Consider the following 22,581-nt stretch of genomic DNA (forward strand, 5'->3'; position numbering starts at 1 on the left):
ACAAGCCTCCTTAATCAATAATTTTTTCTATAATATTTTTTAATCTTTTAACTTTTAACTTTTCTGCACCAATTATGGTTTCAGTTTTTTCTACTGCTTCCATTACTTCATCATTAATTACAATGTAATCATATTCATCAATAAATTTTAATTCTTCAAAAGCATTTTTAAGTCTAATATCAATATCTTTATCTGTCTCCGTTCCTCTTTTCTTAATTCTGTTCTTTAATTCACTCATTGAAGGCGGAAGCAAAAATATAAATACTCCTTCTGGATAGGACTCTTTAACTTGTAAAGCTCCTTGTACATCTATTTCCAATATAACTATTTCTCCCCTTTCAATCTGTTCTAAAACAAAATTTTTGGGAGTACCATATAGATTACCATGTACATTGGCGTATTCTAAAAACTCATCATTTTCCACCATTTTACTAAATTTTTCTTCATCTATAAAAAAATAATTTACTCCATCTATTTCTCCCCTTCTAGGCGCTCTAGTAGTGGCTGATACAGAAAAAACAAGTTTTTCATTCCTTTCTAATATCTTCTTACATATAGTTCCTTTACCACAGCCAGAAGGCCCGGATATTACTAATAGAAAACCCTTTGACATTTATACACCACTTCCTAACCTAAATCTATTTTTTCATTGGATTTATTGTTCAGCCTCTGAGCAACAGTCTCTGGCTGGACAGCCGATAGAATAATATGATCACTATCTGTTATAATTACTGCCCTTGTCCTCCGACCATAGGTGGCATCAATTAATATTCCTTCATCCCTTGCCTCTTGTATCATCCTTTTTATAGGTGCTGATTCTGGGCTAACTATAGCAATAATCCTATTAGCGGATACAATATTGCCAAAACCAATATTAATTAATTTAATACTCATAATTCTACCTCCTTGTATCATTCTACATTTTGAGCTTGCTCCCTCATTTTTTCTAATTCACTTTTTACATCTATTACATAATTACCTATAACCAAATCACTAGCCTTTGAACCAATAGTGTTAATTTCTCTATTCATTTCTTGGATAATAAAATCCAATTTTCTTCCTATGGATTCCCCACTTTCTAAAGTCTGCAAAAATTGGTTAATATGACTATTAAGTCTAACTATTTCTTCATTTATATCGGATTTATCAGCAAAAAAAGCAATTTCATTATTCAATCTTTCTTCATCTAAATTATACTCATCATCTAATAGCTCTCTAATTCTCTCCTTCAACTTTTCTTTATATTCTTCTACTACTAAAGGTGATCTTTTTTCTATTTCCTTTACCATTTTTTTAATCTTTTCTACTTGATATTCCATATCTCTTTTAAGGATAACTCCCTCTTTTTCTCTCATATCAATAACTTTTTCTAACGCTTTGTCTAATGCAGTTTTTAAACAATCCCAAGTAATATCCTCGTCTAACTCTTTCCTCTCTGTTTTTATTATCTCAGATAAAGACATTATATGGGATAATTTTATTTCATCTTTTAAATTTAATTCTTCTAATATAAGCTCTAAACCAGATTTATAAGCCTTAGCCAACGGAATATCAACCTTGACTTCCATAGCTGATTCGCTAATATACTCCAAGTTTATATATACTTCTACCCTTCCTCTACTAATTCTATTCTTAATCCTTCTTTTTATTTTCTCTTCTAGATAACTTAGGTGTTTCGGAATCTTCAACACCATATCATTATATCTATGGTTTACAGTCTTAATTTCTATATTGAAATTATGTATTCCATCGGTACTTTCTCCTCTACCAAATCCAGTCATACTCTTTATCATTTAATTCATCCTCTCTCCTTCATGAATTATAATATCAACTTATGTATTATTGTCAATGGAATTAATAAAATAATTATTATCTGAATGAAAATTATAATGCTTAAGGATGTAAGAATCCATAGTTTGTTACAATTTTTTAATATTCTTCTATATATAACCCTCTGTTTATTTATATATAGTTAAATGGTATAATTATATTATTATTAATTTGGGGAGGAATTTATATGTCTTTAGATGGAATAGTTACAAGAGCCATTGTTACAGAATTAAATAATACCATTTTAGGTGGAAGAGTTGATAAAATTTATCAGCATGAAAAAGATGAAATATTGATCAATATATATAATAAAGGAAAAAATAGAAAATTATTAATATCAGCTAGTAGCAATAATCCAAGGATCCATCTTACAAAGTATGGTAAATCAAACCCATCCTCTCCTCCCATGTTCTGTATGTTGTTAAGAAAACATCTTACTGGAGGAATAATTTTAAATATTGAACAATTTCAAATGGATAGAATCATTTTTATTGATATTTCTTCCTTAGATGAACTAGGTAATCCTACAGAAAAAAGGATTATAGTTGAAATCATGGGGAAATATAGCAATATTATCCTAATAGATAAAACTTCGCAGAAAATCATTGATGCAATAAAAAGGGTTACTTCTGATATGAGTAGAATAAGACAGGTCTTGCCAGGTATAAAATATCTTTTCCCTCGACAAGATCATAAGCTAAACCCTCTAGAATTGACTGAAAACAATTATTACCAATTAATGGATGAGGACAAAGGTAATAAGCCGATTTACAAATTTTTCTATACTAATTATATTGGCCTAGGTCCTTTAATTAGCAAAGAAATATGTTTCCAATCTAATATTGATATAGATAGGCCGTTGGTCAGCTTGGATATGAAGGAAAGAAAATTAATTTTTAATACTTTTATGATTGTAATCAATAAGATAAAAGAAAAGGATTTTAAACCAATCTTAATCAAAAAAAATTATGGAAAAAATTATGTAGCCTTCTATGGATTGGATATAGACCAATATGGTAAAAATAAGCTATGTCTAGATTCCATTAGTAGTGTTTTAGATGAATATTATATAAAAAATGATACCCTAGATAGAGTAAATCAAAAATCCCAATCTTTAAAAAAATCGGTACTGACTAAGTTAGAACGATCTTTAAATAAATTGGCAAAACAAAAACAAGAATTAGAAGACAGTAAAAACAGAGAAAAGTATAAAATATATGCAGATCTAATATCTGCCAATCTTTATAGGATCAATAAAGGCTCTGATAAGGTAGAGTTAGAAAACTTCTATTCAGAAAATATGGAAAAAATAATAGTACCTTTGGACAAAAGATACTCACCTGCTGAAAATGCACAAAGATATTACAAAAGATATTCAAAACTAAAAAAAGCTAACCAACTATTATTACAACAGATACCAGAAACAGAGGAAGAAATAGACTATTTGGAAAATGTATTAAATAGTATAGATAATTGTACAGAAGTTATAGAGATAGATGAAATAAAGGAAGAACTAATAAAAGAAGGATATTTAAAAGGTAATTTAAATAGAAGGAAGAAAAAAGTAGCTTTTTCTAAACCTCATCATTATCTATCTTCATATGGTTTCCATATCTTTGTAGGTAAAAACAATAAACAAAACGATTATCTGACTTTAAAAACCGCCCATAAGGAAGATCTATGGCTTCATGTGCAAAAAATGCCTGGTAGCCACGTCATCATTAAAACTAATAATCAAAGGGTACCTGAAAAAACTTTAGAAGAAGCAGCTATGTTAGCTGCCTATTATAGTAAGGCAAAAAACTCAACTAATGTGGCCGTTGATTATACCGAAAAGAAGAATGTAAAGAAACCTAAAAATGCAAAAACTGGTATGGTAATATATGAAAACTTTAATACAGTTTTTGTTACCCCAGATATAGTAAAGATTGAAAATATGAAAAAGATAGAAGATTCTTAGATCTTCTATCTTTTTGATTTTATTACTACTCTATCTAATCCATCTATCTCATTAAAACAGACGCTTACTACTTCGCTTCTAGAAGTTGGAAGATTCTTTCCAACATAATCTGCCCTTATGGGCAATTCTCTATGACCTCGATCAACCAAAACAGCCAGTTGAACCTTTCTAGGTCTACCTATGTCTACTAAAGCATCAAGAGCGGCCCTAACGGTTCTACCTGTAAATATTACATCATCTACTAGAACGATTATTTTATCATTAATATTATAATCGATTATTTTATTTTTCACCAATGGTTCTTTATATATTTCTGTCAAATCATCCCTATATAATGTAATATCTAAAGTCAAAACTTCTACTTTTTCCCCCTCTATTTCCTCAACCTTTTTAGCCAACCTTTCAGCAAAAGGAACTCCACGAGTTTTAATTCCAACTAAAATAACATCTTCTATACCCTTGTTTCGCTCGATAATCTCATTAGCTATTCTGGTGGTAGCCCTTTGAATAGCTTTTTCATCTAATATTACAGCCTTTATTTCCAAAACTATCACCTACCTATTCCTTTTCCTTAATAATTCTAGAACCTCCTTAAATTTCAAAGGTAATTCGGATTCACACTCCATATATTTACCAGTTTTAGGATGTACAATTCCTAATTTCTTCGCATGTAATAATTGAGATTTTAAACCAAACTCATTTTTCCTTTTGCTATAGATACAATCACCAACAATTGGATGGTTGATATATGCCATATGAACTCTAATTTGATGAGTCCTGCCAGTAACTAAAGAAACTTCTAATAAATTAAATTGCTTAAATCTTTCTAAAACTTTAAAGTGGGTTATAGCCTCTTTACCAGTTTCATTTCTTACAGCCATCCTCTTTCTGTCTACTGGATGTCTACCTATAGGTGCATTAATAGTACCTTCATCTAGGTCTAGATCCCCATGAACTAAGGTCATATATATCCTTTTTACACTCCTGTTTTTCAATTGCTGGATTAATGATTTATAGGCATCTTCATTTTTTGCAACTACCAGAAGACCTGATGTATCTTTATCCAATCTATGTACTATTCCAGGCCTTAAAATATCACTACCATAATATAAACTATCCATATGGTATAGAAGAGCATTTACCAATGTACCAGAAGGGTTTCCTGGGGCAGGATGAACTACCATGCCTATAGGCTTATTTACTATTGCAATATATTCATCTTCATATATGATATCTAGAGGTAAATTTTCAGCAATTGGATCTTCATGTTTCTCAATAGGCAATTTTAACTGGATATAATCTCCTTTTTTTACCCTATATCTTGCTTTACATCCCTGATCATTAACAAGAACTAATCCTTCTTTTATCAATCCTTGTATATAGTTTCTAGACAGATTTTCAATCCTACTAGCTAAATAGGAGTCTAGCCTTTCATCCTCTGTTCCATCTACATGAAATTTAATTAAATCCATTTTATTCCCTCAGCTCTCGTATTTATTCAATAAAACTAGCGCCATTACTAATATGGTGCCACTTACAATAAATATATCTGCCACATTAAAAACTGGAAAATCATATCCCTTACCAAATTTAAAGCTAATAAAATCAACTACATAACCAAATCTAACCCTATCAATTAAATTTCCAATTGCCCCCCCCAACAACATAACCAATCCTATCTTTAATAATTGACTTATATTATTAGAATTTTTAGCAAGGAAGAAAATTATGGAAATAGCAACTATAGATGTAACAAAAATAAAAAAGACCTTTTTATTCTGTAGTATACCAAAAGCTGCCCCTAAATTCTCCACATAACATAGCTGAAAAAAATTTTCTACTATTATGTATGGACTCCTTCCTTTCAAATATTTTACAGCTGCAAACTTACTAACTTGATCTAATACTATAATTAATACCCCTAAAAAATACAACAAGATGCTTTCCTCCTTAAATTATTCGATATATATTATTTTAAAACATAATCAAGTTAATTACAATATAGGTTTAGACTTTATTAATTTAAAAAGAAAGACTTTCATTGAAAATGTTTCGTGAAAGCCTTTCTTATATAATTTCCTTATTCATTTGTTTCATCATAATATTCTTGAGATATCTTTTCCACATTTTCAACTACCCCACTATTTTCTTCATCGTATACTCCCATATCGTCTCCCGTAGAAAAAGAAGGATCATTGTCTATTTTATTATATCTAGCTACTTCTTGGTAACTATCTTCCCTATCAAAGGCATTTCCTTCATCATAGCTTTTACTAAAAGGGCTAATACTATCTTCCTCTTCAGGCCTAAATTGCCGCTTTTGCTCCAAAGGTATCTTTTCATTAGCACAATCTACACAAAATTTGGTATAAGGAATTAATATTAACCTTTCTTCATTAATCCTTTTTCCACAGAATTGACATAATCCATAGGCATCCTTTTCTAACTCTTCTATTGATTCTTCAATTTCATTTAGGGTATTATTTAATTTATCTATTAGACCTTTATCCTGCTCCATCATAAACATTTCCGTTCCTAAATCTGCAGGATGGTTGTCATAAAAGGACAATTCAGTATAGTACTCATCCATAGAACCAAATTCCTCTGTATTCTTCATCTTTTCTATAATCTTTAATATTTTTTCCTTTTCTTCATACAATCTTTCTTTCAAATGATTTTTCTTTGATTTCTCCATAGCTTTCCTCCTAAATAGGATATAGATAAACATATCGATAATAATATGCCCATATATATACTAATCATTCATATTAATTATTGATTATTTCATGAATACATCATCAAAATTAAAAGGAAAAAAAGTAGATTCTCTTTTTTATATTTGGCTCCCCAAATATGAGTTAATAGGATAAAAAAGAACAGTAATTCATCATCATATTCATCTAAAAGGTAGTCTGTCATAAAGTTTCCCTCCATTCTCATCTTTATAATATATTCTATGAGAATGAAAGGATATAATTTACATATTAGCTTTTAAAGCCTTTTTCATATTGTTAATCTCATTAAATAAGGTCTCAAATCCAGAAAAATTTAGAGATTGATCTCCATCTGATAATGCTTTTTCTGGTTCTGGATGAATTTCTATTATCAGTCCATGAGCATCCAAGGCTAAAGCAGCTTTAGAAGCAGGTAATACTAATTCCCTCCTTCCAGTACCATGACTTGGATCTACTAATATAGGATATTTAGTTTCAGATTTAATAATTGGAACGCTAATTAAATCTAAAGTATTTCTTGTATAACTTTCAAAGGTTCTAATACCTCTTTCACAAAATATTATCCTATCATTACCCTCTGTTTCTATATATTGGGATGCCTTTATCCATTCATCTATAGTAGCACTCATTCCCCTCTTCAATAGTACAGGTTTATCTAATTTCCCTATCTCCTTTAATAGAGAATAGTTTTGCATATTCCTAGAGCCTATTTGATATATATCTATATATTCATATGCTTCTTCAATATCCCTTGGATCCATAATTTCAGAAACAACTCTAAAATTATACTTTTTCTTTATTTCATGTAAAATCTTTAAACCGTAGATTCCTAAGCCTTGGAAAGCTCTAGGGCTTGTTCTAGGTTTAAAAGCACCACCTCTAATTATTCTAACTCCTAATCCATGAAGAAACTTACCAATGGATTCCATCTGTTCTTCACTTTCCACTGCACATGGTCCTGCAATTATAGTAAATTCTTCTCCTCCTATATATAATTCATCATCTATTTTAACCTTTTCCGTCATACCTACTCCTCCATCAAAAGTTTCTTATTATCTACTAAATAGAATTTGGGGGCTAAGCCCCCAAATCATCAATATCTTTATCCATTTCAACAACACTTTCTGATTCTAAATCAGAATCCTCAGACTCATCTATGTAGCCTTGGAATTCCATTTCCTCATTCTTATCAGAAACATTCATTCCTATTTTCGAATAGAATTCATCTAAAGTTATTAATTGTGCTTCAATAAAAGATTTATAACGGGTTCTAAAAATGAATATCTCCTTCTTTAAATCTTCGTACTCTCTTTGTATATTCTTAACTTCTTCATTGGCAGCAGTAATAATCTTTTTAGCCATTAATTCTGCATCCTCTATAATAATTTCTGATTTTTCCCTAGCTGTCCTAGTTACTTCATCAGCTGTACTTTGGGCAACTACAAGAGTATCCTTTAAGGTTTCTTCTAATTTATTATATTGTTTTATTTGGTCAGTTAATATGAGTATCTTATCCTTTAACTCTATATTTTCTTTGTAAAGTTTCTCATAATCCTCAATTATTTCATCTAAAAATTGATCGACTTCCGATTCCTTATATCCTCTAAAGGATTTCTTAAATTCTTTATTTTGGATGTCCAGGGGCGTAATCATATAACTCACTCCATTTATTTTAATAGTCTAAGCTCCACTCTCACTCTTCCTTTTTTACTGATTCCTTTTATTGAATTCAAAATAAATCTTCCATAACCCTTGACAGAAATAATATCTCCTTCTTCAATATCTTTAAATACCCTTTCTATAGGTTCCCAATTTGCTTTTACCCTTTTTGACTCGATTAATCTTTGACTGGCCTTCCTAGATAAATTCCATGCACCGCTAATCAATGCATCTAATCTGAGAGAAGGAACAGTTATCAATATATCTTGATACTCTATATTACCTGGCTTTAATTCATTCAATGGAATTTCCCTGACTTTAACCTTTGCTTTTCCAACTCTTGATAAATTAATTAATATAAAATCAGAAATCTCTCTTTTTACTACTACCTGAACATTGTCCTCATGTATTAATATATCCCCTATTTTTTCTCTATTTATTCCTAAATTGAGTATTCCTCCTAAAAAATCTTTATGAGATAATCCAGCAATATTCCCCTCTATTATTAAAGCAGCTATAGGTATAGCTATATCCTGATATTGAAAGTATTCAGGGTAAATAGATATTACCTTTCTTTCCCCTTTGTCAACACCACCTAATTCCATATAAAGAATCTCCGAAAATCTATTTAATATAGATTTAGCCAATCTTCTTTCATAAGGATCCATAAAATCTGTAATCCCTACAGTATGCTTATTTAACACTATTTCAATCTGATCTAATACTTTACGCATATTTAAAATTTGGTCTTCATCTGTTATATGATTTAACAGTTTCTCTTTATCAAGCATCGATTTCCCACCATAAATACTAGAATAGGATAACCCTCCTTATAATACCCAATATAAGTCTAAGTATTAGAACAGCTACAATAGGTGAAAAATCAAACATACCAGTATCAATACCTATTTTGTAGATTAATTCTCTTGCTGGTGCTAGTATAGGTTCTGTTAACTCATAAACAATCCTACCTATAGGATTATAAGGACCGATTCTCAAAAATGAAAGAATAATTCTAACTAATATTAATACCTCAATAATATTAAATAAAATGCTCAAAGCTCTGTATAAAGTTATCATTTAATTACCTCTTATTTTTTATATTTACCATTGAAAAATCGCTTTGTTTTTTAATTCATCTTTTATATTTCCGTCTATTTCCACATTGCTTGGTGCAAGTACAAATATATCAGTAGTTACTTTTTGTATAGTTCCTTCAAGGGAATAGAGTCCCCCATTAATAAAATCAAAAATTTGTCTCTTAATTCCTGGTTCCAATTGTTCTAAATTTACAACAACGGTTTTTCTCATTTTTAAATCATCTACTATTTTAGGTGCATCTTCATAGTTTAAGGGTTCATGAACCACTAATTTCATATTTCCTGCCGTATGAATATTAACGACTTTATTTCTCATCCTTTTAGTACTTGTATTAACAGGTAGTTCTTCTAATTCATCTAGTTCTTCTTCATACTCCTCATACTCATCTTCTAAATCTAAATCATCAATTCCAATAAAATATTTTAATTTATCCATAATACTTGACATAATAACCCCCCTATCAATATTTTCTTTGGCCAAATAGACCAGTTCCTACTCTTATCATGTTTGACCCTTCTTCAATTGCTATTTCATAATCATTGGTCATCCCCATAGATAAGAATTTCATTTCCACATTAGCATAATTTTTATCCTTTATTACTTCACTTAACCTGCGTAATTCCCTAAATACCCATCGCACTTCTTCGGAGTCTTCAACAAAAGGTGCTATTGTCATTAGACCTTTTACCCTTAGATTATCATATTTTAATATTTTTTCTAAAAAAGGTATTACTTCTTCTATCTTTAATCCAAACTTACTTTCCTCTTCTGCCACATTGACTTGAATTAGGGTATCTACTATTATACCATGTTTTTTTGCCCTTTTGTTTAATTCTTTTGCTAAAGATAGACGATCTAAGGAATGTACCAAGGCTATTTTATCGATAATAGCCCTTACCTTATTAGTCTGTAGATGGCCTATCATGTGATATTTAGCCTTATTACCTATTATATAGTACTTTTCTACTAATTCTTGAGTCCTATTTTCACCAATATTTATTAGACCTAGTTCTAATGCTTCATTAATTTTATCTACTCCTACAGTTTTAGTTACTGCAATTATATGGACTGTATCCCCTTCTCTTCCGGATCTTTTCAACGCATTATCTATATTTTTTTCTATATCTAGTAAATTATCCTTAATAGTAATTTTTATTACCTCCTTGAGTCAATTAATAATCATTCCTTCTTTTACGCTAATAGTATTCAATAGAATTTCGTCAAATTTTCTTACAGTTCTTACCGGCTTATCACTTCCTCCTATATTAATATTATAATTTTGGTCTCCCTTACTTATATAGGTAAATTCATCATCTTCTTTTATTATTTCTATAGGTCTAAATCTTACTATTCCACTAATTTCCTTGATATAAACTCCCTTTATACCATCTCTATCCACGACTGACTTGCTTGGAATTTTATATCCATCTCGCTTATATTTTATAATATTTACATCTAAATGCCTCTTATCTAGAAATTTGACAAAGTCCGTGTTGAAACTAGCTACTATCAAGCCTTTACCTTTATCTTTAGATATTCTTTTTATATGACCTATTAGTTCTCCTTCAATTTTTTCCCCAGTTAAAGTTATGGTATCCCCTTCTTCATAAGATGAAATATCTCTTAAATTGTCAATTTTTATGATCATATACCATTCAAAATTATCCATTATTTTGAAAATAGGATCATCTGCTTTTATATTATCATTGTTAGATATTATTTTTTGCTTATTTGATATTTCTTTAAAATCTGAATACTCATATTCATCTATGGAGTTTGCAGAATATAATTCTTCATAACCATCTATTATAAAAGACAATATTCCTGATTCCTTAGAATAATATTCAATAACGTTATTAGAAATTTGGCTAGCTACTTTATCCTTTTTCTTCTTTAGACTATCTAGACTTTGATTAATTAAAGTATTATCTCCACTAATATCTCTTTGCTTTTCATCATATAAGGTAAGCTTGTCCTTTAACACTTCAGCTTGTTCATAATCTCCTTGAGATATACTCCTTTGTATATCATTTATAATTATATTGATGTTCTCCTCTAATTTTACTTCATCATTTTTTACACTTTCAACATCTTTTTCAGTTTTAGTTAATACATCAATTTTATTCTCTATCTCTTCTAACTCCTGTCTTAAAGTAGAAGTATCATCGAGCAATGTAATTCTAGCTATTTTCCTCCCCACAGCTACCCGTTCTCCCTGATTTCCATATACTTCAACTTTTCCTTCTCCATCGGCTTTATATAGACTTTCTTTTCTTACTATAATAGCATCTGTCTCTATTTTTTCTTCAATTACATGTTCTTCTGGTAATGATGTTTTAAAGGCAGTAGCAAATAAAGATGGAACACTTCTAAATAAGAGAAATATAAAAATCAAACTGATAAATAGTAGTTTACGCCTTTTTTTCCTTCTTCTTTTTAATTTACGTTCTTCCTGGGACATCTTACCACCCTTATTAAATTTCTTTACTATATAAAAATTCTACATGAATTGAAATATTCCTTGTTAAAAATTAAAAAATCTTCCATATTTACTTATAACTTTAAATTTTAAAATGTTATCTATATCTAATTGTTTAATTTCATTATTATGGGTTACCATCAAAATTGCTCTTTCCTCTTTAATAGCACCTATTAAAATACCAACAAATTTGTCTTTAGCATTGGTAATTACCTTGATTTCATCACCAGATTTCACTCTAGCACCATCTAATACAAATTCTTTCATATCTGCTTTTTCTAAATGCTGAGGAGTTACACTTTTATTATCAATTATAATCAAATTATTTTTTAAAAATATTTTCTCCCTTAATACAACTAATATATACCCTAATAAATTAAGGGCTAATAAAAATAATAATATTCTTTTAATATATATCAACAAACTAATACTACCTCCACATTAATCTATTTTATATTAAGTATACCATATCTATTTGGCAGACGAAACCTACTTTACAAATTTTCAATTATGATATATAATATTATTTGCAATTCGGGATGTAGCCCAGTCAGGTAGGGCACAAGTCTGGGGGACTTGGGGTCGCTGGTTCGAATCCAGTCATCCCGACCAGATAATTAAAAGCAGGTAGAAAATTATAATTTTCTACCTGCTTTTAATTATTCATAGTAAAATAGATTCCTAAATCCAATTTTAGATAATAATGCAGATTAATCCGCTACTGCCATCGTTGATTATTCTTTCTAACGCTCTTCTCATCTTATTTCTTGCTTCATCTGGCATAGTATTTAATTTGCCTTGCAACTGTTCATTTACTAGATCATATAATGATTTACCAAATAAATTGGATTGCCAGATCTTTGATGGATCTTCTTCAAATTCATCTAAGAAATACTTAACTAGCTCTTCACTCTGTTTTTCTGTACCTATTAGCGGTGATACTTCAGTAGTTATATCGCAGCGCAATAAATGAAGTGAAGGAGCTCTGGCTTTTAATTTTACACCAAATCTATTGCCCTGCCTATATATTTCTGGTTCAGCTAATTCCATCTCATTTAAACTAGGACTAACTAAACCATATCCTATCTCATTTGCTTGAATTAAAGCATTTTCAATTTTATCATATTCCCTTTTAGTTTGAGCTAGTTTACTTATTAGCCCTAATATTTGATAATCTCCTTCTATTGAATATCCGGTCATCTCCTTTAATACTTTGAAGAATAATGCTTCATCTACAATTAATTCAGCATTTACTATCCCTTCACCTAATTTTATTTCCCTTATATTAACATCTCTTACTATATCTAGTTCATTTAAAGCCTTTAGGGAAGTGTCAACTTCATTCAATTTTTGCAAAGTTTGTATAGATTCCTTTAGTGAATTCAATATACCAGACTTTATCCAATGATCTCTCGGTAGTCCTTCTATCCAACCAGGCAGATTAATAGTAATCTCCTTAACTGGAAATTCAAACAATAGTGTTTCAAAAACCTTTTCAATATCTTGAATTTCCATATTCAAACAATCTACAGTTACAACTGAAACCCCGTACTTTTCTTCTAAACTTTCTCTTAACGCTATAGTACTGTCCAAATTTGGATGTTTAGTATTGAGTATTATTACAAAAGGTTTTTCTAGTTCTTTAAGTTCAAATATTACCCTTTCTTCAGCCTTTATGTAATTGGACCTATCAATATCAGTAATTGAGCCATCAGTAGTTACAACTATTCCAATAGTAGAGTGATCAGTAATTACTTTTCTAGTTCCAATTTCAGCTGCTTCTTCAAAAGGTATATCCTTTTCATACCAAGGAGTTGAAACCATACGCGGTACATCATTTTCAATATGACCTAGGGCCCCTTTAACTAAGTATCCAACACAGTCTACCATTCGTACTTTAAAAGTGACATTGTCTTTTAGAGTCAACTCTACCGCTTCATTAGGTACAAATTTAGGTTCTGTAGTCATAATTGTTTTTCCCGCTCCACTTAAAGGCAATTCATCCTTTGCTCTTTCCTTTTTGTACTTATTTTCAATATTAGGTAATACTAGTAATTCCATAAACCTTTTTATAAAGGTGGATTTTCCCGTTCTTACAGGCCCTACTATACCCGCATAAATATCCCCTTCCGTTCTTTCAGCAATATCCTTATATATGTCAAACCTTTCCACTTTTCCCCCTCCTTTTCAATCTAATGTAAATCAATAATACTTAACATTATATATATATGTACTAGACCCTATAATATGATAGGGTTTAAAAAAAACCTACTATGAAAATAGTAGGTTTACCAATTATTTATCCTATCCTTTATTATGTCTTCCATTTCATGTTTTTTATCCCTTAGCATTAGATTTACCACCGAATTTTTTACATCTTTTCCCTCATACAATACTTCATATAATTCATTTGTAATAGGCATTATAACCTGGTACTTTTTAGCTAATTCATAGGTAGATCTTGTAGTTCTAATACCTTCCACTACCATTCCTACAGATTCTGTGGCTTCTTTTATAGTCTTCCCTTGTCCAATCAAAATCCCAGCTCTTCTGTTTCTACTATGCATACTAGTACAAGTAACTATTAAATCACCTATTCCTGCCAGTCCTGAAAAGGTTGTACTACTAGCTCCCATCTTTTCCCCTAATCTAGCTATTTCAATAATTCCTCTTGTCATAAGGGCTGCCTTTGTATTATCCCCATATCCTAAACCATCAGAAATCCCTGCCCCTAATGCAATAACATTTTTCAGAGAACCTCCCAATTCTACTCCTATTACATCGGGATTAGTATAGACCCTAAAAAACGGCGACATAAATATATCTTGAACATATTCAGCTACTCTTTTATCTATAGAAGCAGATACTACAGTAGTAGGCATGTTCCTCCCAACTTCCTCTGCATGGGAAGGCCCTGATAATACTGCATATGGATTATTTGGTAATATTTCATTAACTATTTGGGAAACTCTTAGTAAAGTATCATTCTCTATTCCTTTGGCTACATTTACTATTACCTGGTCTTCATCGAATAGTTTTTTATTGTTGTTTAAAACATCTCTAATCCCGTGGGAAGCAATAGATAATACTATCATATCTTTATTATAAATAACTCTTGAAATATCATCTGTCACATTAATATTTTCAGGAATTTTTACGCCTGGTAGATATTTTTTGTTTTCCTTATGCTCCCTTATCTCTTCAATTTGCCTTATATCTCTAACCCAGATGTCCACGTTATGGTTGTTATTTGAAAGTAAAATGGCCAACGCAGTACCCCAGCTACCTCCACCAATTATACCAATATTACTCATCCTATGTTCCTCCCTATTAACTTTTTCCCTTGTCGTTATTTTATCTTCCTATTCCGTTTTTTCCCCTATTTTGTATTCCTTTCCATGGATTAACCTTTCAATATTACTTCTATGTCTATAAATGGCTAGCATTGCTAATATAAAAGTTACAATAACAAAATTCCAGTTAAATGGTTTATTGGTTACAAGCCCTAAAATTGGCACCAAAATGGCTGAAAGAATTGACCCTAAAGATACATATCTAGTAATTATTACGACCAATAGAAAAAATATTAGGGATATAATTGCTATAGGCCAATGAATAGACAAGAGTACGCCAAAGGAAGTAGCAATACCCTTGCCCCCCTTAAATTTAAGAAAAACAGGCCAGTTATGCCCAACAACTGCAAATAATCCCCCTATTAATTCCCCATTATACCCTAATATATTTCCTCCAATATATACAGCCAAAACACCTTTAAGTACATCTAGAATAAAAGCTAATCCCCCTATTTTTTTACCGAAAACTCTTAAAGCATTGGTAGCCCCTGCATTACCACTACCATAACCTCTTATATCCACTTTTTTAAACATTTGACCCAATACATAAGCAGAAGAAAAACTTCCAATTAAGTATGAAATTCCAGCAACTAGTAGAACCTTCAAACTTACTCACCCTTTTCTTTAAAATCAAATTGAAGAGGTACTCCATCGAAGCCAAAATACTTTCTAATCTGGTTTTCCAAATATCGTTGATAGGAAAAATGCATAAGTTGTCGTTTATTTATAAAAAGCAAAAACTTTGGTGGCCTAACAGCAATTTGGGTCCCATAATATATTCTCAATCTAACTCCTTTATCAGAAGGTGGTTGGTTTAATAATACTGCTTCATTGATTATATCGTTTAATACACCAGTGCTTATTCTTAAATTATTGTTATTATTAACTACTTTTAATAGCTGGAATAGTTTATCTACCCTTCTTCCAGTTTTAGCAGATATAAATACGATAGGAGCATATGAAATAAAAGCTAACTTATTTCTTATATTCTTTTCAAACTTTAAATGAGTATTGGTTTCCTTTTCTACTAAATCCCATTTGTTGACTGCAATTATAATTCCCTTTCCGTTTTCATGGGCATAACCAGCAATTTTAGTGTCCTGTTCTGAAACTCCTTCTGTAGCGTCAATCATCAATACACATAAATCTGATCTATCTACAGCAGAAAGAGTACGAACAACACTATACCTTTCTATGTTTTCATAAATACTACGTTTTCTTCTTAGCCCTGCTGTATCAATAAATACATACTTATCTTCTTCATAAGTAAAGTAGGTATCTATTGCATCCCTAGTAGTACCAGGTATATTCGTTACAATAACCCTATCTTCCCCTAAAATGTTATTTATTAAAGAAGATTTCCCAACATTTGGTTTCCCTATAATAGCTACTTTAATCAACTCATCATCGTATTCTGTATCCTTGTGCTCTGGAAAATGTTTAATTACTACATCTAATAGATCTCCTATGCCTAAACCTTGCTCGGCAGATATAATTATTGGATTTCCTATCCCCAATTCATAAAATTCGAAAATTTCATCTGGGGTTTTGTGGGTATCGATTTTATTACATACTAATAATACTTCTTTTCCTGATTTTCTTAGTATATTAGCTATTTCTCTATCTGTAGAAGTAACCCCATCCAGTCCATCTACTACAAATAATATTACATCTGCTGTATCTATAGCCATTTCTGCCTGACGTCTGATATTTACAGGAATTATCTCTTCTGATTCTGGCTCCAATCCTCCCGTATCTATTAAAGTAAAATATTTATTCAACCATTCTGCTTCAGCATAAATCCTATCTCTAGTTACTCCTGGACTATCCTCAGTAATAGCAATTCTTCTACCTACTATTCGATTAAATAGAGTTGATTTTCCCACATTAGGTCTACCAACTATACATACAACTGGTCTATCCATTTTTATCACCTCAACCTCTTTTAAATAAATCTACAAATTCTCTACCTGAAACCTCTACAGGAATTATTTTAACCTTTAATCTATTTTCTATATCCTTTATAGTTAAATCATCTAAAAAAACATTACTCTCTGTCCTTAACATTGATTTTGGTATTATTATACCGTCTACATCTTTATAATCTTCTAATTGACTAATAATATCTTGCCCTGTTACTAAACCAGAAACTGTAATAGATTTTCCAAAGAAATTATTTTCTATGGCAATCACTTTTAATTCTAAACCTATAAACTTTTTCAATATCTTATTCTTTATTTTATTCATAAAACCTTCTGCCAATGTCCCTGTAGCTATGATATATTTATTATTTAAAGTAATTTTTTCATCAATACTACTTAATTCTTCATCAACACTATGCTCAAAAGTTTTTAATAATCCTACTCCATTTTCTAACTGAGGAAAACCTTCATATTCTCCATACTTAGGTAAGGGTTCATCTGTTATAGCATAAAATTCATCAGATGCAAAAACAAACCTAGTTCCAATTTCATTCATGAATTTACTTTGCTCATCCCTTATTAGATTCAACAATTCCATAGCACTTTCCTTATTAAAAGGTATAATCTTATGAAGATTATCTCTAAACCTAGTCAATCCTACAGGGACCACTGCTACGCTTTCAACGCTAGGATATAAGCTAGAAAGATCTTTTAAAGTCCTTACTAGCTCCTTATCATCATTAACCTGAGGTACTAATACTATCTGGCAATTAACTCTAATATCTGCCTCTTTAAATCTTCGAAGTGTAGAAAGTATCTTTCCTGCATTTTTATTATTCAACATCTTTATCCTTAATTCAGGATTGGTTGTATGAACAGAAACATTTATTGGACTTAGTCTATATTTAATTATCCGATCAATCTCTTCATCACTCATATTAGTTAATGTAATGAAGTTCCCCTGTAAGAAGGATAGTCTAGAATCATCATCTTTAAAATATAGAGTCTCCCTCATATTAGGAGGTAATTGATCAATAAAACAAAAAATACATTTATTTCTACAGGATCTAGCCTTATCTATTAATGGGTTGGTAAACTCAATACCTAAATCCTCATCGTAATCCTTTTCAATTTCTAAAATCCAGACTTCTCCAGTTTCTTTTTCAATTTCTACTTCAACATAATCATCAGATATTAAAAACTTATAATCGATGATATCTTTAACCTTCTCTCCATTAATAGATAACAATATATCCTTAGGCTCAATTCCTAATTCTTCTGCAATACTTCCTTTAACAATCCTTTCAATAATATTCCTATAATCATAAATCTTCTTTAGTTCCATAATATAACCTTCCATATATTTATTTGAATCATCTATTTTATTATAGCAGAATACTCAATTATTACATAGTTTAAAATTATAAATATATAAGCCTACAGTTTACTGTAGGCTTATATATTTATTATGCATATAAAGGAAAGTCTTTGCAAAGTTCTAGAACTTTATCTTTGACTTCTTCCCTAGTATTAGTCTCATCAAGAGCTAGATCAATAATTTCAGCAATTCTTTTCATTTCTTCTTCCTTCATACCTCTTGTAGTTACTGCAGGAGTACCAATTCTAACTCCACTAGTTACAAAAGGACTTTCTGGATCAAAAGGAATAGTATTTTTATTTGTTGTTACATTAACAGCCTCTAATAATTCTTCTGCCTTTTTACCTGTTAAACCTTTGTTTCTCACATCAATTAAAATTAGATGATTATCTGTGCCACCTGATACCAATCTAAAGCCTCTATCCATTAAGCTTTCTGCCAACACCTTCGCATTCTTAATAATTTGATTTTGATAATCTTTAAAATCAGCTTGTAATGCTTCACCAAAGCTTACAGCTTTTGCAGCAATTATATGCATTAAAGGACCGCCTTGAATTCCTGGGAAAATAGCTTTATCTATCGCTTTAGCATATTTCTCTTTGCATAGGATTGCTCCCCCTCTAGGTCCTCTTAAAGTCTTATGGGTAGTAGTAGTTACAAAATCAGCATATGGTACTGGATTTGGATGAAGACCTGCAGCTACTAAACCAGCAATATGAGCCATATCCACCATTAAATAAGCTCCAACTTCATCAGCTATCTCTCTAAATTTAGAAAAATCTATTACTCTTGGATAAGCACTAGCACCTGCCACAATCATTTTAGGTTTTTCTTTTAGTGCAATTTCTCTAACTTGATCATAGTCTATAACTTCTTTTTCCTTATCTACTCCGTAGGCAACAAAATTAAAATAGGTACCAGAAATATTTACTGGGCTACCATGAGTTAAATGGCCACCTTGTGATAAATTCATCCCCAATACTTTATCTCCAGGTTTTAATACTGAAAAGTACACTCCTAAATTGGCATTAGAACCAGAATGGGGTTGAACGTTTGCATGGTCTGCTCCAAATAGCTTTTTCAACCTTTCAATAGCTAAGTTTTCTACCATATCAACATACTCACAACCACCATAGTATCTTCTACCTGGATATCCTTCAGCGTATTTATTAGTCATTTGACTTCCCATTGCTTCCATTACTTGTGGAGTAACAAAGTTTTCAGATGCGATCAACTCTATATGTTCCTGTTGCCTTCTTGTTTCCAATTCTATTGTTTCCATTACTTCTGGATCGAATTTCTTTAAATTAGTAAAATCCATATTATAATATTCTCCTTTCTTTTGAAAAAAATTTTATTTATTACTAATTCATAGTATAATAATATAGTGGGTAAACTAATTTTATTTGTTCCTTCCTAATTAATTATATAGTTAATTATTAGTATTTACAATACTATTAATACATATGGAGTGAAAAATATGGATTTTAGTCGAAATAACGATAGATCTGATGCAAAAAAACTACTATTATTAGCTATTTTAGCAGGTAAAACCATGTTGAAAAATGGAGCGGAAACCTATAGGGCTGAAGACACTATCGAAAGAATATGTAAGTCTAGATTTGGAATTAAATATGCAGATGCCTTTGCAACTCCTACAGGCATCTTTGCCTCCCTTGAATTTGAAGGTGAGATTATAACCTATCTTATTAGGGTTAAATCCACCAAAATCGATTTAAATAAAATAAATTTATTAAACGAATTTTCAAGGGAATTTGTAAATTCTAATATATCTGTAGATGTAGGGTTAGCTAAGCTTCGAAGCATCAGTAAAATTAACAACTATAATATGCTTATAAAATCTTTATTTGGTAGTCTAGCTTCTGCCTTTTTCTCCCTTTTATTTGGTGGTACTATTTTAGATTTTATATCTAGCTATTTGGTGAGCTTAGTAGTTCTTATAGCCATAAATAAAATTAGCAAATACAAAATGACTTTTTTCATAAATAATTTTATTGGAGCAGCCTTAGCTTCAATTTTATCTATAATTTCCATTAAAATTGGTTTAGGTAAAAGTATGGATACTATTATCATAGCTTCAATTATGCCCTTAGTTCCCGGTGTAGCAATAACAAATGCTATGAGGGATACCATATCTGGTGATTTCGTCTCTGGTTTATCGAGAGGTATGGAGGCTATATTTTCTGCTTTAGCCATTGCTTTTGGAGTAGGTATTATATTGAATATATATTTTAAGGGGATGATATAATGGTTATAATGAAAAACTTCGTTTTTGCTTTTTTGTCTTCAACAGGCTTTGCTATTTTATTTAGCATCCCTAAAGATTCCATACTAAGGTCTGGATTTGTAGGAGCTACGGGATGGATTGTTTTCTATATAAGTTCAAATATATTTAATAGCAATATAACGGGAACATTTTTTGCTGCAGTTACTGCAGGTGTATTAGGAGAATTGTTCGCAAGACATTATAAAAAACCAGCAACCGTATTTATAGTACCTGGAATAGTTCCATTAGTACCCGGTGCTGGCATGTATTATACTATGTTAGCCTTAGTAGAAAAAGACTTTCATGGGGCTGCAAACAAAGGTACCGAGACCTTTTTCATAGCAGCTGCTATCTCTATAGGTCTTATAATATCTACATCTTTATCTAAATCTATTAGGCGAGTAAAAAACAAGGATTAATTCTGTTTTGTATATTTGATCATAGTGTCTACTAAATCGTCTAATACTTCATCCTCAGCTACTCCATCTAGATAGTTTTTCAAGCAATCCTTCATATGGTTTTCCAATATCAATCCACCTACTGAATTCATAGCAGCTCGAACTGCTGCTATTTGAATTAATATATCACCACAATACTTGCCTTCTTCTACCATTTTTTGAATTCCCTTAACTTGTCCTTCTATTCTTCTAAGACGTCGTATTATGGCCTCGTTATCCTTTGTCTCAAGAGTCAACCCGATTTCCTCCTTTTACTAAATAAATTTATTCCAAAACCCTTACCATTTCCATGGCATTTTCATTTTTCTTTTTTATAGATCTATCTATTAATTTTACTATAATAAATGAAACCGCTAAGAACACTATTCCCATAAGGAAACCTAAGGTTTCATAATTAGCAATATCCATAGACTGAAATAAATTTACTCCTAACACTATTCCTACAATCAGCATAGCAAAAGGAATCATATAAGCGATTAATGCATACTTTATTATATTCTTTGATTTAGCCTTAATTTCAACAAAATCTCCAGTCTTAGCTCCAATTCTATTCTCTAATTCTATTACTATATTAGGTGCACTACAACCTCCACCACAACTACTGCAACCTCCACCACATCCAGCAATTCGCCTTACCTCTACTTCAGCTGTATTGTTACTGGTTTTGCGTACATATCCTAATTGCTCCACAGAGAAACACCTCCAAATACTAAATCTTTTACTACTTCAGAAGCAAGAATCAATCCAGCCACTGAAGGAACGAAGGAAACACTACCAGGTACCGCTTTCCTAGTACCTTCTTTTTCTAAATTAACCTTTATTGGTTTTTCTGTTGACCATACTACCTTCAAATTCTTAATATTTCTTTTTCTCAATTCATTTCTCATTACCTTAGCTAATGGACAGGTATTAGTCTTATAAATATCTCCAACTTGGAGCATAGTTGGATTCAATTTATTTCCTGCCCCCATACAGGATATAATTGGAATATTTAATCTTTTACAATTTTCTATTAAATTAATTTTAGCTGAAACCATATCTATAGCATCTATTACATAATCGTAATCTTGCGACAATAGTCTATCTTTATTTTCATCTTTATAAACATCCCTAATTGCTATTATATCTAAACTTGGGTTTATTTCCAATAACCTATCCTTCATTACCTCAACTTTTGGTAAATCTACAGTTTTGGAGGTAGCATGAATCTGTCTATTTATATTAGTTATATCTATTATATCATAATCTACAATAATAATCCTCCCTAATCCTGCTCGAACTAATGCCTCAGATGCAAAGGAACCTACACCACCTATTCCAAATACAGCTACTCTTGCATTTTTAAGGATTTTCATGCCTTCTTCTCCTAATAGTAGTTCAGTTCTTGAAAATCGACTATCCATTCTATTCTCCTTTCAA

At 30.8% G+C, this 22,581-nt stretch carries 28 protein-coding genes and 1 tRNA gene; 4 read left to right on the forward strand and 25 right to left on the reverse strand.

All coding sequences use genetic code 11. The features are described from left to right. Window positions 1–10 precede the first annotated feature (10 nt). From gmk to C3E89_RS04995, 3 genes are read right to left on the reverse strand one after another with little or no spacing between them, the layout of a single operon-like run. Entirely contained in the window at window positions 11–613 is a 603-nt protein-coding gene (gene gmk / locus C3E89_RS04985; RefSeq protein WP_236911375.1) for a guanylate kinase, read from the reverse strand. A gap of 14 nt (window positions 614–627) precedes the next feature. After that, window positions 628–894, reverse strand: coding sequence for an extracellular matrix/biofilm regulator RemA (gene remA, locus C3E89_RS04990; RefSeq protein ID WP_236911376.1), 267 nt, complete (start codon window positions 892–894; stop codon window positions 628–630). A gap of 17 nt (window positions 895–911) precedes the next feature. Beyond that, a complete protein-coding gene (locus tag C3E89_RS04995; RefSeq protein WP_236911377.1) occupies window positions 912–1,793 on the reverse strand; it encodes a YicC/YloC family endoribonuclease in 882 nt (293 codons plus the stop codon). A 224-nt stretch (window positions 1,794–2,017) separates the two neighbouring features. Here C3E89_RS04995 and C3E89_RS05000 point away from each other — a divergent pair, with 224 nt between their 5' ends. Continuing rightward, window positions 2,018–3,790, forward strand: coding sequence for an Rqc2 family fibronectin-binding protein (locus C3E89_RS05000; RefSeq protein ID WP_236911378.1), 1,773 nt, complete (start codon window positions 2,018–2,020; stop codon window positions 3,788–3,790). A gap of 5 nt (window positions 3,791–3,795) precedes the next feature. Here the strand turns inward: C3E89_RS05000 and pyrR are convergent, their stop codons facing one another. The 13 genes from pyrR to C3E89_RS05060 all read right to left on the reverse strand — a co-directional run bounded on the left by pyrR (window position 3,796) and on the right by C3E89_RS05060 (window position 12,184). Next, the gene (gene pyrR / locus C3E89_RS05005; RefSeq protein WP_236911379.1) at window positions 3,796–4,335 is read right to left on the reverse strand and encodes a bifunctional pyr operon transcriptional regulator/uracil phosphoribosyltransferase PyrR; all 540 of its coding nucleotides are present in this window, start codon (window positions 4,333–4,335) and stop codon (window positions 3,796–3,798) included. A gap of 9 nt (window positions 4,336–4,344) precedes the next feature. Further along, a complete protein-coding gene (locus tag C3E89_RS05010; RefSeq protein WP_236911380.1) occupies window positions 4,345–5,262 on the reverse strand; it encodes an RluA family pseudouridine synthase in 918 nt (305 codons plus the stop codon). A 9-nt stretch (window positions 5,263–5,271) separates the two neighbouring features. Next, on the reverse strand, window positions 5,272–5,727 hold the full coding sequence (gene lspA, locus C3E89_RS05015) for a signal peptidase II (RefSeq protein WP_236911381.1): 456 nt from the start codon (window positions 5,725–5,727) through the stop codon (window positions 5,272–5,274). A gap of 143 nt (window positions 5,728–5,870) precedes the next feature. After that, window positions 5,871–6,485 (reverse strand): TraR/DksA C4-type zinc finger protein, encoded by a 615-nt coding sequence (locus tag C3E89_RS05020; protein WP_236911382.1) that lies wholly within the window; start codon window positions 6,483–6,485, stop codon window positions 5,871–5,873. An 89-nt stretch (window positions 6,486–6,574) separates the two neighbouring features. Next, a complete protein-coding gene (locus C3E89_RS13285; RefSeq protein ID WP_272876569.1) occupies window positions 6,575–6,709 on the reverse strand; it encodes a hypothetical protein in 135 nt (44 codons plus the stop codon). Between the two features lie 58 nt (window positions 6,710–6,767). Beyond that, window positions 6,768–7,550, reverse strand: a complete 783-nt coding sequence (locus tag C3E89_RS05025; RefSeq protein ID WP_236911383.1) for a bifunctional 3-deoxy-7-phosphoheptulonate synthase/chorismate mutase — start codon at window positions 7,548–7,550, stop codon at window positions 6,768–6,770. A 52-nt stretch (window positions 7,551–7,602) separates the two neighbouring features. Further along, the gene (locus C3E89_RS05030; protein WP_236911384.1) at window positions 7,603–8,178 is read right to left on the reverse strand and encodes a DivIVA domain-containing protein; all 576 of its coding nucleotides are present in this window, start codon (window positions 8,176–8,178) and stop codon (window positions 7,603–7,605) included. A gap of 14 nt (window positions 8,179–8,192) precedes the next feature. Then, a complete protein-coding gene (locus C3E89_RS05035) occupies window positions 8,193–8,975 on the reverse strand; it encodes a YlmH family RNA-binding protein (RefSeq protein ID WP_236911385.1) in 783 nt (260 codons plus the stop codon). A 19-nt stretch (window positions 8,976–8,994) separates the two neighbouring features. Beyond that, window positions 8,995–9,264 (reverse strand): YggT family protein, encoded by a 270-nt coding sequence (locus C3E89_RS05040; protein WP_236911386.1) that lies wholly within the window; start codon window positions 9,262–9,264, stop codon window positions 8,995–8,997. A gap of 24 nt (window positions 9,265–9,288) precedes the next feature. Then, the gene (locus C3E89_RS05045; RefSeq protein WP_236911387.1) at window positions 9,289–9,732 is read right to left on the reverse strand and encodes a cell division protein SepF; all 444 of its coding nucleotides are present in this window, start codon (window positions 9,730–9,732) and stop codon (window positions 9,289–9,291) included. A 13-nt stretch (window positions 9,733–9,745) separates the two neighbouring features. Beyond that, window positions 9,746–10,441: a YggS family pyridoxal phosphate-dependent enzyme gene (locus C3E89_RS05050; protein WP_336512958.1), complete on the reverse strand. Its 696-nt coding sequence runs from the start codon at window positions 10,439–10,441 to the stop codon at window positions 9,746–9,748. A 12-nt stretch (window positions 10,442–10,453) separates the two neighbouring features. Next, entirely contained in the window at window positions 10,454–11,746 is a 1,293-nt protein-coding gene (locus tag C3E89_RS05055) for an HlyD family efflux transporter periplasmic adaptor subunit (protein WP_236911389.1), read from the reverse strand. Window positions 11,747–11,809: 63 nt separating this feature from the next. Then, the gene (locus C3E89_RS05060; protein ID WP_236911390.1) at window positions 11,810–12,184 is read right to left on the reverse strand and encodes a hypothetical protein; all 375 of its coding nucleotides are present in this window, start codon (window positions 12,182–12,184) and stop codon (window positions 11,810–11,812) included. Between the two features lie 115 nt (window positions 12,185–12,299). On the opposite strand from C3E89_RS05060, the gene C3E89_RS05065 reads away from it, so the two are divergent. After that, window positions 12,300–12,376: transfer RNA gene (locus C3E89_RS05065), tRNA-Pro, on the forward strand. Window positions 12,377–12,457: 81 nt separating this feature from the next. On the opposite strand, the gene spoIVA is transcribed toward C3E89_RS05065, so the two are convergent. The 6 genes from spoIVA to glyA form a co-directional block, all read right to left on the reverse strand. Then, window positions 12,458–13,936: a stage IV sporulation protein A gene (gene spoIVA, locus C3E89_RS05070; protein WP_236911391.1), complete on the reverse strand. Its 1,479-nt coding sequence runs from the start codon at window positions 13,934–13,936 to the stop codon at window positions 12,458–12,460. A gap of 116 nt (window positions 13,937–14,052) precedes the next feature. Then, a complete protein-coding gene (locus C3E89_RS05075) occupies window positions 14,053–15,078 on the reverse strand; it encodes an NAD(P)H-dependent glycerol-3-phosphate dehydrogenase (protein WP_236911392.1) in 1,026 nt (341 codons plus the stop codon). Between the two features lie 48 nt (window positions 15,079–15,126). Next, window positions 15,127–15,723: a glycerol-3-phosphate 1-O-acyltransferase PlsY gene (gene plsY, locus C3E89_RS05080; RefSeq protein ID WP_236911393.1), complete on the reverse strand. Its 597-nt coding sequence runs from the start codon at window positions 15,721–15,723 to the stop codon at window positions 15,127–15,129. A 2-nt stretch (window positions 15,724–15,725) separates the two neighbouring features. After that, window positions 15,726–17,042 carry a ribosome biogenesis GTPase Der gene (gene der, locus C3E89_RS05085; protein WP_236911394.1) on the reverse strand — a complete coding sequence of 439 codons (1,317 nt, stop codon included), beginning with the start codon at window positions 17,040–17,042 and terminating at the stop codon, window positions 15,726–15,728. A 10-nt stretch (window positions 17,043–17,052) separates the two neighbouring features. Further along, on the reverse strand, window positions 17,053–18,384 hold the full coding sequence (locus C3E89_RS05090; RefSeq protein ID WP_236911395.1) for a DUF512 domain-containing protein: 1,332 nt from the start codon (window positions 18,382–18,384) through the stop codon (window positions 17,053–17,055). 121 nt (window positions 18,385–18,505) lie between these two features. Beyond that, window positions 18,506–19,738 carry a serine hydroxymethyltransferase gene (gene glyA / locus C3E89_RS05095; RefSeq protein ID WP_236911396.1) on the reverse strand — a complete coding sequence of 411 codons (1,233 nt, stop codon included), beginning with the start codon at window positions 19,736–19,738 and terminating at the stop codon, window positions 18,506–18,508. Between the two features lie 159 nt (window positions 19,739–19,897). Between glyA and C3E89_RS05100 the strand changes: the two genes are divergently transcribed. Next, window positions 19,898–20,686: a threonine/serine exporter family protein gene (locus C3E89_RS05100; protein WP_236911397.1), complete on the forward strand. Its 789-nt coding sequence runs from the start codon at window positions 19,898–19,900 to the stop codon at window positions 20,684–20,686. Next, window positions 20,686–21,123 carry a threonine/serine exporter family protein gene (locus C3E89_RS05105; RefSeq protein WP_236911398.1) on the forward strand — a complete coding sequence of 146 codons (438 nt, stop codon included), beginning with the start codon at window positions 20,686–20,688 and terminating at the stop codon, window positions 21,121–21,123. Before C3E89_RS05100 ends, C3E89_RS05105 begins: the two co-directional genes overlap by 1 nt. On the opposite strand, the gene C3E89_RS05110 is transcribed toward C3E89_RS05105, so the two are convergent. Genes C3E89_RS05110 through C3E89_RS05120 form a run of 3 tightly spaced genes read right to left on the reverse strand, consistent with a single transcriptional unit; the run spans window position 21,120 to window position 22,565 of the window. Further along, window positions 21,120–21,398: a metal-sensitive transcriptional regulator gene (locus tag C3E89_RS05110; protein ID WP_236911399.1), complete on the reverse strand. Its 279-nt coding sequence runs from the start codon at window positions 21,396–21,398 to the stop codon at window positions 21,120–21,122. The genes C3E89_RS05105 and C3E89_RS05110 overlap by 4 nt on opposite strands. A gap of 28 nt (window positions 21,399–21,426) precedes the next feature. After that, window positions 21,427–21,852, reverse strand: a complete 426-nt coding sequence (locus tag C3E89_RS05115; protein ID WP_236911400.1) for a SoxR reducing system RseC family protein — start codon at window positions 21,850–21,852, stop codon at window positions 21,427–21,429. Next, window positions 21,840–22,565, reverse strand: coding sequence for a tRNA threonylcarbamoyladenosine dehydratase (locus C3E89_RS05120; protein WP_236911401.1), 726 nt, complete (start codon window positions 22,563–22,565; stop codon window positions 21,840–21,842). Before C3E89_RS05120 ends, C3E89_RS05115 begins: the two co-directional genes overlap by 13 nt. Window positions 22,566–22,581: the final 16 nt, after the last annotated feature.

It is taken from the genome of Clostridium sp. Cult1, assembly GCF_021655095.1.
Lineage (GTDB): Bacteria > Bacillota > Clostridia > Tissierellales > Tepidimicrobiaceae > Schnuerera.